The organism is Pseudoalteromonas sp. Z1A8 (assembly GCF_011378855.1).
In the GTDB taxonomy this organism is placed as follows: Bacteria; Pseudomonadota; Gammaproteobacteria; order Enterobacterales; family Alteromonadaceae; genus Pseudoalteromonas.
Genome location: NZ_WTLB01000046.1, coordinates 1 through 15520, shown reverse-complemented (window position 1 = coordinate 15520; position 15520 = coordinate 1). Strand labels below are relative to the sequence as shown.

Genomic DNA, 15520 nt, shown 5'->3' with positions numbered 1-15520 from the left:
AGTTTCACTCGTTAAGTTTAAATCCTGAAATATAAACAGGTTTAAACGAGCGAGCTTATGCAATTAGCCCACACTTCTACATCATTAGGTTTAACACAAAATAACACTCAGTTTATTAGTGCTCGTATTAATGATGTGCATCGAAAAAATCTCGAAAATACAGTAAAAGAAGGTTTTTTAGTTGCCTATAACGCTAAGCTTACTTCTTTTATGCCACTACTTTGCCAATATGTTACCGAGCAAGGAAAGTGCACGTTAGGGCTAAGGCAAGCAACTTCGCCATTGTTTATTGAGCAATATTTAGCATCACCTGTTGAAGATTTTTTAGATGAGAGTATTTCTCGTAATAAAATTTTTGAACTTGGTAATCTCTGCTCTACAAATCGAAGAGCAACACTGGCACATTTCATTATTGTTAACGAGGCTCTGCAAAGTGTGGGGGCAAAACATTTAGTGTTTTGTGCAACCAACAAAGTGCGTGCTTTATTGCGCTTACTTGGTGTTACGTGTACTGAAATTGCACTTGCGAGCAGTTTTGTAGTTGAGAACCCATTAAAGTGGGGCAGCTATTACGCCAACCAACCAACAGTATGCATTGTGAGCCTAGAGCAAGCTCACCAACAAGTATTAAATACCCCAATGCTTTATAGTTTGATGCAGCAAAACCACTCAAATATCAATTCTTTGGTAAACGCATTGGTGAATGTATGAATTACTATAATACTCATTCAGTATCGCCATTAATTATTGCCCATAATAAAGATCTAACACGTGAAATTAACGGTGATGAGTTTAACCAGCAAATACAAAAAGTAGTAAAAATACTACAAAGCTTTAACGGCAAATGTGTCGCTTATAAGCTCGATAATACGCCAGCTTGGCTTGTTATTGATGCCGCTACTGCGGTTTCTAATAAAGTGGCTGTGCCAATTGCTCACTTTTTTAGTGAACAACAAACTCAATATGTACTAGCGCAATGCGGCGCTAATGTATTTATGAGCGACACGCTAAACCCTTTATTTGGGGAGCCGACCGCATCAATCAATTTATTTGAGTGTTACACATTATATATTTACGAAATTGTTGTAGCTAAACCCGTCGGTTATTTTCCAGAAACTCAAAAAGTAACGTTTACATCAGGCTCTACTGGACAACCAAAAGGCGTGTGTTTATCTGCAAAGAGCCAAATGCAGGTAGCTCAATCTCTGTGCGATAAAATTAATATTAAAAAGCCTGTTCATTTATGTTTATTGCCGCTTGCTGTATTACTTGAAAATATAGCCGGTGTATATGCGCCTTTAAAAAGTGGCGGTACAGTGCATTTAATGCCGTTAAATGAATTAGGCTTTATTGGAACTGCATTAAAACAGCCCGCACAGCTTATAGCTGCTATTGATAAAGTTAAGCCAAATACGCTTATTTTAGTGCCAGAACTATTAGCATGCTTAGTTGCTTTCGCAGAAGATGGATGGCAACCGCCTAGTTCGTTACAGTTTATTGCTGTGGGTGGTGCGCTTGTCAGCGAAATGCTAATAGTTAAAGCGCGTAGCTTAAACTTACCAGTGTACCAAGGTTATGGGCTTTCTGAGGCGGCATCTGTCGTTAGTTTAAATACACCCACAAACGATAACCTCCACAGTGCCGGCTCTGTGTTACCTCATATTCAAACTAAAATTGAAAATGGTCAGCTTTTTATAAAAGGCGATTTGTTTTTAGGTTACTTAAATCATCAACCACACGACAAATACCAGTGGTATGCAACCGGCGATCTGGTCGATCAGCGTCAAAATACTCTATTTATTAAAGGCCGCCTAAAAAACCTAATTATTACCAGCATGGGGCGCAACATCAGTGCCGAATGGCCTGAGTCACTATTACTTAGTCAAAGTGGTATTTTACAAGCGGTTGTATTTGGTGAAGGTCGGCCTTTTTTAACCGCCATTATTTACGCCGATACAAAGCTAAGTAACCCAGTGTTAGAGCAATACATTAACGCAATTAATAAACAACTACCCGACTATGCACGAATTCAAAAATGGCATCATTTAACTGCCCCATTAAGTGTGCAACAAGGATTATTAACAACAAATAATCGCCCAAAACGAGATGCCATAAGTAAGCAGTACCATGCTGTGTTCGAGCAATTTTACCGACTTGGAGAAGTAATTAATGAGTGATTTTTTTAACACCCTAAAAGAGCAAACTAAACAAGAACAAAGCTACCTGCTTGCAGCGCCTATTATCCAGCGTGTTTTTAAAGGCGAAGCATCACTTGAAGAATACGCCTCGTTTTTAGCGCAAGCGTATCACCATGTTAAGCACACTGTGCCATTAATGATGTCGGTTGGAGCACGATTAACTGACGATCAAGAATGGCTGCGCGAAGCGGTCGCAGAATACATTGAAGAAGAAATAGGCCATCAAGAGTGGGTACTTAACGATATTGCAGCCTGTGGTTTTGACAAAGAAACAGTGCGGTGCAGTCAGCCGCAATTTGCTACCGAGATGATGGTGTCGTATGCGTACGACTCCATTGCACGTAAAAATCCTTTGAGCTTTTTTGGCATGGCGCATGTACTTGAAGGTACTTCGATAGCGCTTGCTGATGGCGCGGCTTCAAACATTGCTAATGCTGTGGGCTTACCTAAAAAAGCATTTAGTTATTTAGCCTCTCACGGCGCACTTGATATAGAGCATGTAAAGTTTTTTGAAAACCTGATGAACCAAATAACAGATGAGGCGGATCAAGAAGCCATACTTCATGGTGCAAAGCGCTTTTATCGTTTATACGGCGATATATTTCGTGGACTCGATGATGAACCGTTTTTTAAAGCAAGTGCACAAGGCAAATTGGCATGAGCAGCTCTTTATGTGTGCTAACTGGTGCAACAGGCGGAATAGGGCAAGCAATTGCTAAAGCCCTATATGCAAAAGGGTGGACGTTACTGCTTGTAGGGCGTAATACGCAAGCTCTTGAAAAACTGAGCCGTGAATGCCCAGACAGTGAAACATTTACTGGCGATTTAACCGACGATACAACACGCATTAACTTAGCCATAAAAGCCAAGCAACTCGGTGGCGTTAAATTACTTATTAATAACGCTGGCGTAAATACGATGCAAAGCCTTGAGCACACAAGTAATGAGCAAATAGATAATATGCTGACTACTAATTTGTCGGTGCCTATTAAATTATGCCAACTATTTTTAGGGCAGTTACAATATACCAAAGGCACCATTGTTAACGTGGGATCATCGTTTGGCAGTATTGGTTACCCGTTTCAAACACTTTATTGCGCCAGTAAATTTGGTTTACGTGGTTTTACAGAAGCGTTATCGCGTGAGTTGAATGGTTCAGGCGTTAAAGTGACCTATTTAGCACCAAGAGCAACAGATACCTCTATTAATAGCAGTAAAGCGCGGGCAATGAATAAAGAGCTCGGTAATAAAATGGACTCGCCAGAATTAGTTGCTCAAGAGTTATTAGCACTTATAAGTTCGAACCAAACAAGGCGCTTTATTGGTTTTCCTGAAAAATTATTTGCACGCATAAATGGCGCATTCCCAAGCGTTGTTGATAACGCTATTGCAAAACAACTTCCTAAAATCAAACGCTTTTTAAGTTAACAAACACACACAAGGGCAAAATTATGTATAAATTTACACTCGCATTATATTTAATATTAACGGCTGTATTTACGACCGCAGTACAGGCAGATGAAGCGCAAGACTTAACCTCAATTCAACAAAAGTGGGCAATTGCCAACTACGAACTTGAAGACGATGCGCAAATAGACGCGTTTATGCAACTAAGTGAGCAAAGCGCGTTATTTGTTAAAAACTACCCAAGCTCAGCACAAACACATATTTGGAATGGCATTGTGTTAGCTAGCTTTGCAGGTGAAAAAGGGGGCTTGGGTGCACTTGGTTTGGCAAAAGAGGCAAAAGTGTCACTTGAAAATGCACTCTCAATAGATGGCACTGCATTAAATGGCTCAGCTTACGCAAGCCTTGCAACGCTTTACAGTAAAGTACCTGGTTGGCCAATTGGTTTTGGTGATGACGACAAAGCTGAAAAATTATTTAAACAAGCGCTCGCTTTTAATCTCGAAGGCATTGATACTAATTACTTATACGGTGAATATTTGTATGACGAAGGCGATTATAAACAAGCTAAAGCACGACTACTCGTAGCACAAGCTGCTGGGATTCGTGATACTCGTGCAAAAGCAGATAAATATCGCCAACTTGCAATAAGCCAGCTATTGGTAAAAGTAGATAAAAAACTAAAAAGATAAACACATAATGCATTTATTACTCGTTGAGGACGATCATTTAGTGGCGCAAGGGCTTATTCGCTCTTTGCGTCAAGAGGGCTACAGCGTAGAGCATAGTGGTACAGTAAAGCACGCCTTAGAGTGCCTTTCTAGTGGTGAAATTGAGCTTGTTATTCTCGATTTAGGATTACCTGATGGCGATGGTTCGCAAGTTTTAAAGCATATTAAATCGCAAAAAAAAGTTATTCCGGTGGTTATTTTAACTGCTCGCGGCAGTATTGACGACAAAGTCCAAGGGCTTGATATGGGAGCAGACGATTACCTTGCAAAGCCGTTTGACCCCGCTGAGTTATTTGCCCGTTTACGTGTAGCAAGTCGGCGCATTAACCAAACGCAATCAAGCTTATTGCGTTGTAGTGATGTAGTAATGGATACTTCTGCTCATACAGTTACACTAAGTGGGCAATCACTTACGCTACCACGAAAAGAGTACATGCTTTTAAAAGCGCTGATGGAAAATCAGGGAAGGGTGCAATCAAAACAACTACTCGAAAACAAACTTTACCAATGGGGTGAAGAAGTTGGCTCTAATGCCATAGAGGTGCATATTCATCATCTTCGTAAAAAATTCCCTAGCGATTTTATTAAAACCTTACGTGGCATTGGCTACGTGGTTGGTAAGCGTTAGAGTGTGTTTGTTTTTCGAGGTTGAAAATGTCTATTCGTAAACGTCTGACCTTAATTTTACTTTCAATGATGGTGCTTACTTGTTTTTTAGCATTAGTAAAAGGCTATCAAAAAAGCATGCACCACGGCGAAAACTTGCTTGATAATGAGCTTAAAATAGTGGCTGGCGTTTTAATTGAACAACCATTGGCACTAACCACAAATGCAGCGCAAGTAAGTAATAATAGTGCTCAGTTATTGTATCAAATTTGGCAAAATAATCATTTACTTAGTGGTTCATCTAGTTTAACAAATAACCAAATTAGTTTTAGCGAGGGCTTTCAAACTGCAAATTTAGCAGGGCAGCGTATGCGAGTGTTTGTAATGAGCAAAAATACTCGTAAAGTCATCATTGCTGAACCTATAGCAAAGCGGTTTGAATTAGCTGAAGCCGTTATTTTATCGGCAATGTTACCTATGTTATGGGCAGTTCCCCTGCTTGCTATTTTTATAAGCTTTTTTGTTAAATACGCATTAGCCCCTCTTACCCGACTATCTAGGCAGTTGGCTTCTCGCCAAGCAAACGATTTTACGCCAATTAACTGGCAAGTAACCGACGAAGAAATTAAACCGGTTATTAATCGTTTAAACGACTTATTTAAACGCGTAGAAACCGCTTACTTACGAGAGCGCTTTTTTGCCTCAGATGCAGCTCACGAATTACGTACCCCGCTCAGTAGCTTAAAAATTAATGTACATAATTTAGCTAATAAACAAAGTAACTCGCAAAATAATCAAGAATTACAAGCCATGTCGCAGGGCATTAACCGCTTAAGTAATATCGTCGAGCAAATGCTAATTTTAGGGCGCACCCAGCCTGAGCAATGGCAGAAGCAGTTTAGCGAGCAATCATTGCTAACCATTACCCAACAAGCCGTGTCGGAGCAATACGATAAAATAGACGAAAAAAACCAAACGATTAGCCTCGAAGGTGATGGTTTTGTAATTAATGGTGATGAGTTTACATTAACGACCCTTATCTCTAACTTGCTCAGTAATGCGATTAAATACACACCTAGTAACGGTCAAATTATAATTAAATTAGCATCAAGTAATAATGACTATAGTTGGCAAATAGATGATTCTGGTGCAGGCATGACTGAAGAGCAAAAAGACCGAATATTTAATCGCTTTTATCGCGTGGGTGGCGATCAGCATCCATCTGGCGAGCAAGGTGCCGGTTTAGGTATGGCGATTGTTCAACACATAATTGCTATTTATGACGCAAAGATTCATTTAGCGAATAGTCATTTAGGTGGACTAACCGTTAAGGTTACTTTTACAGGAGTAAAAAGTGACTAAACGTTTATTTAATCAATGTCTTTGTTGTTTACTGTTTTTATCGTTTAACGCGGCGAGTAAAGAGTACCTTATTATTTAAAAGATCATTTGTTTTATCCCTCGCAAATAATTATTCCCGCAAATAAAAAAGTAAAACTATTAATAGAAAACCAAGATAGCACACCAGAAGAGTTTGATAGCTTTGATCTAAACAGAGAAAAAGTACTCTACCCAAACCGTAAAAGCATTATTTATATAGGGCCGCTTAGTAAAGGGCATTACGAGTTTTTTGGTGAGTTTTCGCCAAATACAGCAAGGGGCGTTGTTATAGTTAGCGATGAAGAGGCGCAGCATGCTAATAACTAGTTTAGTCATGAGCCTTAATCAATTACTACCTGTGGCTATTTTATTAGTGCTATTACAAGTAGTTAAAAAACAGAGCTCTTTGCGAATATGCTCTGCTGTGTTAATTGGCGCGGTAATGTCGTTTCTGTACATGCAAAGCGCATCGTGGGTGAGCCAGTGGTTTGAACACCAAGGGTTAGAGTACTCACAAATAGGGCTATGTATTACTATATTTATTGCTGTGTTGGTATTTGCACTAAAGCAAAAGTCAGCGGCATTTTATATCGCAGTTATCAGTACAGTAACATTGTATTTAAGCCATTATATTATTTACCTCACCAGTTTTTGGCAAAATAGTGATGCAGGGCAAAGCTTATTTATTGGCACTTTATTAGGCAGTGGAATTTGCTTAAGTTTTAGCGTATTGCTGTACTTTTTAATGAATACAATTAAGTACCGCTTTGGTATGTATCCGCTTTTTACTTTGCTTGCTTTTAATAGTGCGGCAAAGTTATTAGTTGCACTGGATTTGGCAAGCCAAATAGATTTAATTACAAACACCTCAACAGTGTGGGATTTACGTGATGTGTTAAGTGAAAATTCTGAGCTTGGGCGCGTACTGCGTGCGCTTGTTGGTTACGAGGCCACTCCTGATTTAATGAGTGTACTTATATATAGTACAAGCAGCGTGTTATTTTTATTACTTTGTTATGTTATTCCGGCTTCAATAACTAAGGAACGTGTATGAAAGCACTTAACCTATATTTAGCGCTTAGTTTTACCGCTTTTTGTGTGTTGTTACTCCCAACCCAAGCGAATGCTGATGGTATTGTTGTTGATAAGGTATATCACCCCTATGTTTTGCCTTTTGAGCGTGAGTTTGAGTGGCGCTTAGTGTCGCATCAAACTGATAGTGGCAATATATTAGCGCAGCGTTTGGGTGGCGGTGGTGCTATTAACGATACAATGGCACTAGAAGGTTACATAGTTGGTGAGCGAGACGATAACGGCGATTTTGGCTTAGAAGCGTACGAGCTTGAGCTACGTTGGCAATTAATTGAGCAAGGTAAGTTATGGGCTGATTGGGGCGCATTATTTGAGCTTGAAAAAAAACATAACGAAGATGTATTTGAGGCAACCTCGGGTTTTGTTATCGAAAAAGAATTTGGAAAAACAAGCCTAACATTAAACGCTTTTTTGGTTTATGAATGGGGGCAGGATATTAAAAACGAATGGGAAAGTGAGTTTAGAGCGCAATATCGCTACCGGTATCGTTCTGCTTTTCAGCCTTCTATAGAGGTTTACGTAGGTGAAGACTTTATTGGCATAGGGCCTGGCTTTATAGGTTTACAACGCTTTGATGGGCAAAAGCAATTAAAATGGGAAGCGGGTTTCATCACTGAGATAAGCCAATCAGAAAAAAACCATAGTTTTAGGCTCGCATTAGAATTTGAATTTTAATAACAACTAAAAGTAGTTTTGGTTGTTTATTATTCTGATTATAGATAGGTACTTGACATATTATTTAAACTCTATATAGTGGGCCGCAGCTAGAAAGAAAGCATGTAAGCTATAAATCTCCATTTCGATATAAGTAATACTTGTAGTACCGTCCTGAAGTTTTTAAAGTACCATCTCATTTTTTGCTACACCCGCTCTTATGAGCATATTTTTATTTTTATTTCAGGATATTACAATGTCTAACATCGTATCAGGTACAGTTAAGTGGTTTAACGAATCTAAAGGTTTTGGTTTCATCGAGCAAGAAAATGGCCCAGACGTTTTCGCACATTTCTCAGCAATCAAAAGCGAAGGTTTCAAAACTTTAGCTGAAGGCCAACGTGTAGAGTTTACTCTTTCACAAGGTCAAAAAGGTCCACAAGCTGATAACATCACAGCTGTATAATTTTACTTTTTAAGTAAAATAAAAAAAAGCGCTTAAGGCGCTTTTTTTGTGTCTGAAATTTGACTCAAACCAAGCAACGCCCATTATCAATGTAAATTAACTAAATGATATTGCTATTATTTAGCCCCTCCTAATATTCGTTTTTCTATTCTTCTAAGTCATTGCGCTAATGCAAGTGAGTTTAAGCTTGTAATTTATACCGAACATTTCTCCCTTATAATTTCAAAACAACAAATTCAAAACGACAAAGACCAGCTTGTTAGTAGTACTCTCAATATTGTAAAAGATATTTGCACAGCTATTGATATAACCTGCGAGTTTAAATTGCTACTTTGGAAGCGTGCTTATAACTTAGTTTAAAAGCCCCTTACTTTGGCATTGTTTCAATAGCTAAAAACACCGAACGTGAACCTCTATTTAATTGGATTGGGCCGCTGGCATCTAGCCAAACTTTCTTTTATAAACTCAAAGCTAATAAGCAAGTTATACCAATTCCATTAAGTATGTGATCTAAATTTTACGCTGAAAAAATAATTCAGTTCTAGGCGTAAATGGTTGTTCCCTTTGCGAAATTGACAACAAAGATATGGGTTGTTTTAGTAAGTAAAATAGATAAGCTATTTATTGGGATTGGTATAAATAATCTAAAAGATGCAAAGCAGTTTTCTTTAGGAATAGTAATAGGGGATATATACGAATCATTTGTAGATGAAATTGGTTTTAGAATGGGTGAAAACTTACTAGTTTTTGAAGACTAAAAACAATATATAGATTTGTTTTTAAAAAGAAAAATTGATCTAATTTTAGGCTCAAAAGTTACAATAAAGTATAGCTAGAGCTCTTTGGATATAGAGCAAATGAAGTAGTTAAGTGCAAGAATTGCCTCTTCCTAAGTTTGCTGGCAATTATATAGCATTTAATAAGTCAGTAGCTGAGCGTGTCATAAACCGATTTTATGAAGAATATATAAAGTTAAAAATGAAAGATAACTTTAACGTCTAAAAATATTGTTACCCACACTAATTTATTTTCCGTAAGGGAGCCCTTTATCCTCTTTTACTTTTAAAAAAGCAGCTTGTAATTTTTCAATTAAATCAGAGTTCGTTTCTTTATTAGCGGCTAAATAGGCATCAACAGTTAGCTCGTCTATTTTATAAATAAAGTTTAAGTACCCTTTTTCAAGCTTTAAGTAGTCACTCATTTGTTGCATATAAAGAGGATCGTCCACAATTAAGTCTACTTTTTTAGCAAGTAATAGATCATATGACTTTTGAATATCACTAGTTAATACAACTTCAAAACCAAGCTTTGAAAGTGTTTGAGTAGAAAAGTCGTTTCGTTGCATTGCTATTTTGTAGTTTTTTGCTTGTTCGGTATTATTAATAATTATGTCGCAGCGCCCTGCGAGGCTAATAAAGCCTAAATGAAACTTACCAACTGGTGCAATCCAATAAAATTTATTTTCTCGCTCTACAGTGCGAGCAAGGCTGTATATAAAGGTGTTTTTGAGTTCACTCGCAATCTTATAAGCGCGTGCCCACGGGTACATTTGAATATTAGGCGTAAGCTCTGCTTCTTTAAATATATCTCTAATAAACTCAGTACCTAAGCCTGTAACTTCTCCATTAATTAATACTTGGTTCGGTGGTGCTAATTCAGTAACTACTAATAAGCTCTCTTTAGCATGAATAAATACAGAGCTTATTAAGCATAAAAGATAAAGAAGGTATTTCACGTTCGAGAGTCATCATTCAATTAATACGAGTAATATCAGGTGTGGCTTAAAATATAAAAAACACAAAAGGTGAGACGCAAAAAGTACTAATTAAAGTATTGGTTTATTTGAGTTATGTATAACTATAAAGGATGTTAGATAGATAAGTGGCTTGAGGTTTGAAGTAGTTGAGGCTAAAAAATTAAAGCCCTAAAACGATAAAAGGGCCTTGCGGCCCTTGGTGAAGTATCGTTCAAGTCAGATAGAGCTTTAACCCCTTAAAGCGCTATCCTCTTGTTTTGCAACACCGGTGTTCATCTCAATAAGTTTCTAAGCTAGCGAGAGGAAAAACCCAGCAATTGCTGCGCTCATAAGGTTAGCCATAGATCCTGCTAACACTGCTCTGAGCCCTAAGCGTGCGATATCCTTCCGCCTGCTAGGCGCCATACCGCCTAACCCACCTAGTAAAATGGCTATCGATGATAAGTTAGCAAACCCACATAAAGCAAAAGTAACAATTGCTTGCGTGTGCGCACTTAACGTATCGCGATAATTTATAAAGTCTAAGTAAGCAACAAACTCGTTTACTACTATCTTTTGACCAATAAAGCTGCCGGCTATAATCGCTTCATCCCATGGCACACCTAGTAACCATGCAACTGGAGCAAATACATAACCTAATATTTCTTGTAGCGTTAATGTTGGGTAATCAAACCACCCGCCAATACCACCTAATAAACCGTTTAATAATGCAATTAGCGCTACAAAAGCAAGTAACATTGCACCTACATTAAGTGCTAAATGCATGCCGTTTGCGGCACCTGATGCAGCTGCATCAATTACATTAACAGGCTTATCGTCGTCATCTAAATCTAAATCAGCTAAGTTATCTTTAGGCGTTTCAGTTTCTGGCACAATCATCTTGGCCATTAAAAAACCACCCGGAGCGGCCATAAAACTTGCCGCAATAAGATACTTAAGATCTACGCCAATAATTACGTAACCGGCCATTACAGAGCCCGCTACAGTTGCTAAGCCACCTACCATTACTGCAAACAATTCCGATTTTGTCATTGTTGCTATAAAGGGCTTAACTATTAACGGTGCTTCAGTTTGTCCAACAAAAATATTTGCTGTTGCTGAAAGCGATTCTGTACGAGAGGTTTTCAATAATTTTTGTAAACCGCCGCCTAAAATCCTAATTATCCAATCCATAATGCCAAGGTGATATAACACAGCAACAAGTGCTGAGAAAAACACGATAACCGGCAAAACTTGAATCGCAAAAATAAAACCTAATGTATCTTGTGAGGCAAGTGGACCGAATAAAAATCCAATACCGTCGTTTGCATAACCAATAACCGATGAAACGGCTGATGACATGCTAGTTAACACATTTTTACCTGCTTCGAAAAACAGTACAAAACCACCAATAACAATTTGCATCGCAAATGCTATACCAACGGTTCTTAAATTAATTGCCTTGCGATTAGTTGACGCAGCAAAGGCAATGCTTAGCAGCACACACATGCCCACTAAGCTCATAAATGTTGTCATACAAATGTTTCCCGTTATTATTCTTGTAGTAAATATTTTATCTTACTTTTTATTATATCAATCGCAACGCGGTTCATACCGCCTCGAGTCACAACCAAATCGGCGTTATGTTTCGAAGGCTCAATAAATTGATAAAACATCGGTCTAACAGTTGCCTGATATTGCTCAACAACAGATTGTAACGTTCTGCCTCTTTGTTCCATATCACGTTGCATACGGCGCATTAAGCAAATATCTAAAGGTGTGTCTATAAACACCTTAATATCAAATTCTTTATTAAGCGCTTTATCACTCAATAGTAAAATACCTTCAACAATCAGTATTTTAGCAGCAGGCACACGGCGAGTTTTTTCGCTGCGTGTATGCTGAGCATAATCATACGTTGGTACTTCTACTGAGTTACCACAACGAATTTGCGTTAAATGCTCAAGCATTAACGCGTGTTCAAATGCATCGGGATGGTCGTAGTTTGTTTGCGTACGATGAGCCATCGGCAAATGCGACTGATCCTTGTAATAAGCATCTTCTTCAATAATGGCGATAGCGCCTGGTTCAAGCTCGTTAACCAGTTCATTGTAAATAGTTTGGCTAAAAAGAGATTTGCCCGACGCTGATGCGCCCGCAATGGCTATAATAGTAGTTCGTGTCACTAAAGTTCTCATCCACACAGAAAGATATATTGTTGGTAGATCACAATAGCAAAAAAGACACGATTAATCTCTTTTGCTTCGCTCAAGAGTGCAAATTTATAATGTTTAGGTTTTATGAAACAGGACTTTTGTCCTGTACGAAAAATTCGATCAGCAGATAAAGTAACCGCCTAGAATCAAAGTGAGGTCAAAATGGCAAGAGCAATTATCTTAATGGCAGATAGCCTAGGAATCGGTGCAGCACCAGATGCAGATAAATTCGGCGATCTTGGAGCTAATACATTCGCTCACTTACTAAAAGCATATTACGACGAAACAGGCTCAGCATTGTCGCTACCAAACCTATCAAAACTTGGGTTAGTGGACGCATGTGAAGCTGCCGGTGGCGAACCGTGTTTAATTTCAGACCGTCAAGCTCCTCAAGGTGCATGGGGTTACGCTAAAGAAATTTCTAGCGGAAAAGACACGCCATCAGGTCATTGGGAAATGGCAGGCGTACCAGTGTTATTTGATTGGGGATATTTCCCAAAAACACAGCCAAGTTTCCCACAAGAATTTATAGACGAGTTTATTGCTCGTACAGGTATTCCTGGAATTTTAGGCAATTGCCATGCATCAGGAACTACCATTTTAGAACAGCTAGGTGAAGAGCACGTAAAAACAGGTAAACCAATCTGTTACACCTCAGCTGATAGCGTGTTTCAAATAGCCGCGCATGAAGAGTCATTCGGCCTAGAGAAGCTTTATCAAGTTTGCGAAATCGCACGGGCGCTACTTGATGAAATGAATATAGGACGAGTGATTGCGCGGCCATTTTTGGGTTCAAATAGTCAAGACTTTGCTCGAACGGGTAATCGTCGTGACTATTCAGTACTTCCGCCAGCACCAACATTGTTAGATGTACTAGCAAAAGACGGCGGCGAAGTAATTAGTATTGGTAAAATATCAGATATTTACGCGCATCAGGGCATAACTCAAAAGCATAAAGCACCTGGGCTTATGAACTTGCTAGAAAAAACCAGCGAAGTAATGAAAAGTGCGCCAGATCGCAGCTTAATCTTTACTAACCTAGTTGATTTTGATGAAAAATTTGGTCATCGCCGTAATCCAGTAGGATACGCAAAAGCATTAAAAGAATTTGATGACTATTTACCAACTATACTAAACCAGTTAAACGCAGATGATGTATTAATGATCACTGCAGATCATGGCTGTGACCCGACCTTTCCAGGTTCTGAGCACACTCGTGAATACGTACCAGTTATTGCATACCAACCGGGTATGAGTAACACACCATTAGGTGAACGCAACAGCTTTGCAGATATAGGTCAAACACTGGCACAGTGGTTTAACTTATCTGCACTTGATTACGGCGACAGCTTTTTAAATGAGCTAACAACGCCAAATAAAAAGGAAAACAATTAATGAGTACTCCGCATATCAGTGCAAACGTTGGTGATTTCGCCGAAACAGTATTAATGCCAGGCGATCCGCTACGTGCGCAATATATTGCTGAAAACTTTTTAGATGATGCAGTACAAGTTACAGGCGTTCGTAACATGTACGGTTTCACTGGTACTTACAAAGGTAAGCCAGTAAGCATTATGGGTTCAGGCATGGGCATTCCATCAATGTCTATTTATGCACGTGAGCTAATTGTAAGCTTTGGCGTTAAAAATATTATACGTATTGGTACGTGTGGCGGTATTGGCACAGATATCAAAATTCGTGACGTAATTTTTGCACAAGGTGCAAGCACAGATTCAAACGTAAACCGTGCACGCGTACGTGGCTACGATTTTGCTGCTATTGCTAACTTTGACCTACTTTTAAACGGCGTAAACGCTGCTAAAGAGTTAGGAATTAAAGCGAAAGTAGGTAACGTATTTACGACAGACACATTCTATCAAGCAGATGACTCGTTCTATAAAGACTTAGACAAGTTAGGCATGCTAGCAGTAGATATGGAAACAGCAGGTTTATACGGCGTTGCAGCTGAATACGGCGCAAACGCAATGGCATTATTTACAGTAAGTGACCACGTAATCACTGGCGAAGCAACACCTGCTGATGAGCGTCAAAGCACGTTTAACGAAATGGTTAAAATTGCATTAGAGTCAATAGCTTAAATAATACATAACAGTTCCTTGGTAACGTATTCACTAAGTTTTGGAGACACGCCCAAAGTGAAGTGAGACTAAACCTCCAAAGCCGCATTTTATGCGGCTTTTTTTATGCCTGAAAAAATGAGCCACCATACAATATTGCATCGCATTTTGACGTGATCCGCTGTGTTGTAGGCGCTAAGCATGCTCGCGCGAGAAGCGAAGCTTCTAATTACTTAATCACCCATCCTAAAAACTACGTTTTTAAACGCCTGCAAGCAGCGCGTCTACAAGTGAATTTTAACCACAGTGTCAAACTTGGCAGGTAGGCGCAGAGCTTGCTCGCGCGAGAAGCGTAGCTTCTAATTACTTAATTACCCATCCTAAAAACTACGTTTTTAAACGCCTGCAAGCAGCGCGTCTACAGGTGAATATTATAATCGCATTTTGACGTGATTCGCTGTGTTGTAGGCGCAGAGCTTGCTCGCGCGAGAAGCGCAGCTTCTAATTATTTAATTACCCATCCTAAAAACTACGTTTTTAAACGCCTGCAAGCAGCGCGTCTACAGGTGAATATTATAATCGCATTTTGACGTGATTCGCTGTGTTGTAGGCGCAGAGCTTGCTCGCGCGAGAAGCGAAGCTTCTAATTACTTAATCACCCATCCTAAAAACTACGTTTTAAACGCCTGCAAGCAGCGCGTCTACAAGTGAATTTTAACCACAGTGTCAAACTTGGCAGGTAGGCGCTAAGCATGCTCGCGCGCGAAGCGAAGCTTCTCATTACTTAACCTAAAACCATCATAAAAACTGCGTTTTAAACACTTGCAAATAGCGGGTCTACAAGTGAATTTAACCACAGTATTAAACTTGGCAGGTAGATACCATCTCTCATTTTAAGCTTCAAGGTCGTATTTAACTTTCTTGGAGCTTAAACGCTTCTTGGTTTTTTATTACACC

16 protein-coding genes and 1 pseudogene are annotated in these 15520 nt (G+C 39.1%); 14 read left to right on the top strand and 3 right to left on the bottom strand.

Going from position 1 to position 15520, the window contains the following annotated elements; translation table 11 throughout:
• Nucleotides 1–57 precede the first annotated feature (57 nt).
• From GQR55_RS15780 to GQR55_RS20220, 12 genes and pseudogenes are all read left to right on the top strand, one after another.
• Complete coding sequence (locus GQR55_RS15780; RefSeq protein ID WP_166421351.1) at nucleotides 58–711, top strand: thermostable hemolysin; 654 nt, start codon at nucleotides 58–60, stop codon at nucleotides 709–711.
• A complete protein-coding gene (locus GQR55_RS15775; protein WP_166421350.1) occupies nucleotides 708–2177 on the top strand; it encodes an AMP-binding protein in 1470 nt (489 codons plus the stop codon). Before GQR55_RS15780 ends, GQR55_RS15775 begins: the two co-directional genes overlap by 4 nt.
• On the top strand, nucleotides 2170–2859 hold the full coding sequence (locus tag GQR55_RS15770) for an iron-containing redox enzyme family protein (protein ID WP_166421349.1): 690 nt from the start codon (nucleotides 2170–2172) through the stop codon (nucleotides 2857–2859). Before GQR55_RS15775 ends, GQR55_RS15770 begins: the two co-directional genes overlap by 8 nt.
• Entirely contained in the window at nucleotides 2856–3626 is a 771-nt protein-coding gene (locus tag GQR55_RS15765; RefSeq protein WP_165740509.1) for an SDR family oxidoreductase, read from the top strand. Before GQR55_RS15770 ends, GQR55_RS15765 begins: the two co-directional genes overlap by 4 nt.
• 23 nt (nucleotides 3627–3649) lie before the next feature.
• Nucleotides 3650–4297: a hypothetical protein gene (locus tag GQR55_RS15760; protein WP_166421348.1), complete on the top strand. Its 648-nt coding sequence runs from the start codon at nucleotides 3650–3652 to the stop codon at nucleotides 4295–4297.
• Between the two features lie 7 nt (nucleotides 4298–4304).
• Nucleotides 4305–4964, top strand: coding sequence for a response regulator transcription factor (locus GQR55_RS15755; protein WP_166421347.1), 660 nt, complete (start codon nucleotides 4305–4307; stop codon nucleotides 4962–4964).
• Nucleotides 4965–4990: 26 nt separating this feature from the next.
• Complete coding sequence (locus tag GQR55_RS15750; protein WP_166421346.1) at nucleotides 4991–6304, top strand: ATP-binding protein; 1314 nt, start codon at nucleotides 4991–4993, stop codon at nucleotides 6302–6304.
• Nucleotides 6297–6649 (top strand): annotated as a pseudogene (locus tag GQR55_RS15745) (cupredoxin domain-containing protein). The gene GQR55_RS15750 and the pseudogene GQR55_RS15745 overlap by 8 nt, the downstream one beginning before the upstream one ends.
• Entirely contained in the window at nucleotides 6636–7376 is a 741-nt protein-coding gene (locus tag GQR55_RS15740) for an iron transporter (protein WP_166421345.1), read from the top strand. Before GQR55_RS15745 ends, GQR55_RS15740 begins: the two are co-directional and overlap by 14 nt.
• A complete protein-coding gene (locus GQR55_RS15735; protein WP_166421344.1) occupies nucleotides 7373–8089 on the top strand; it encodes a hypothetical protein in 717 nt (238 codons plus the stop codon). The genes GQR55_RS15740 and GQR55_RS15735 overlap by 4 nt, the downstream gene beginning before the upstream one ends.
• A gap of 235 nt (nucleotides 8090–8324) precedes the next feature.
• Nucleotides 8325–8534 (top strand): cold-shock protein, encoded by a 210-nt coding sequence (locus GQR55_RS15730; RefSeq protein WP_002959120.1) that lies wholly within the window; start codon nucleotides 8325–8327, stop codon nucleotides 8532–8534.
• A gap of 551 nt (nucleotides 8535–9085) precedes the next feature.
• Entirely contained in the window at nucleotides 9086–9292 is a 207-nt protein-coding gene (locus GQR55_RS20220) for a hypothetical protein (protein WP_240916882.1), read from the top strand.
• A 266-nt stretch (nucleotides 9293–9558) separates the two neighbouring features.
• Here the strand turns inward: GQR55_RS20220 and GQR55_RS15720 are convergent, their stop codons facing one another.
• From GQR55_RS15720 to udk, 3 genes are all read right to left on the bottom strand, one after another.
• Entirely contained in the window at nucleotides 9559–10269 is a 711-nt protein-coding gene (locus GQR55_RS15720) for a transporter substrate-binding domain-containing protein (protein ID WP_166421343.1), read from the bottom strand.
• Between the two features lie 309 nt (nucleotides 10270–10578).
• Nucleotides 10579–11805 (bottom strand): NupC/NupG family nucleoside CNT transporter, encoded by a 1227-nt coding sequence (locus GQR55_RS15715; protein ID WP_166421342.1) that lies wholly within the window; start codon nucleotides 11803–11805, stop codon nucleotides 10579–10581.
• Nucleotides 11806–11822: 17 nt separating this feature from the next.
• Nucleotides 11823–12455 (bottom strand): uridine kinase, encoded by a 633-nt coding sequence (gene udk, locus GQR55_RS15710; RefSeq protein ID WP_166421341.1) that lies wholly within the window; start codon nucleotides 12453–12455, stop codon nucleotides 11823–11825.
• Between the two features lie 192 nt (nucleotides 12456–12647).
• Here udk and GQR55_RS15705 point away from each other — a divergent pair, with 192 nt between their 5' ends.
• Both GQR55_RS15705 and deoD read left to right on the top strand, forming a co-directional pair.
• Nucleotides 12648–13880, top strand: coding sequence for a phosphopentomutase (locus GQR55_RS15705; protein WP_166421340.1), 1233 nt, complete (start codon nucleotides 12648–12650; stop codon nucleotides 13878–13880).
• Nucleotides 13880–14584: a purine-nucleoside phosphorylase gene (gene deoD / locus GQR55_RS15700; protein ID WP_002959109.1), complete on the top strand. Its 705-nt coding sequence runs from the start codon at nucleotides 13880–13882 to the stop codon at nucleotides 14582–14584. Before GQR55_RS15705 ends, deoD begins: the two co-directional genes overlap by 1 nt.
• The last annotated feature ends 936 nt before the right edge of the window (nucleotides 14585–15520 follow it).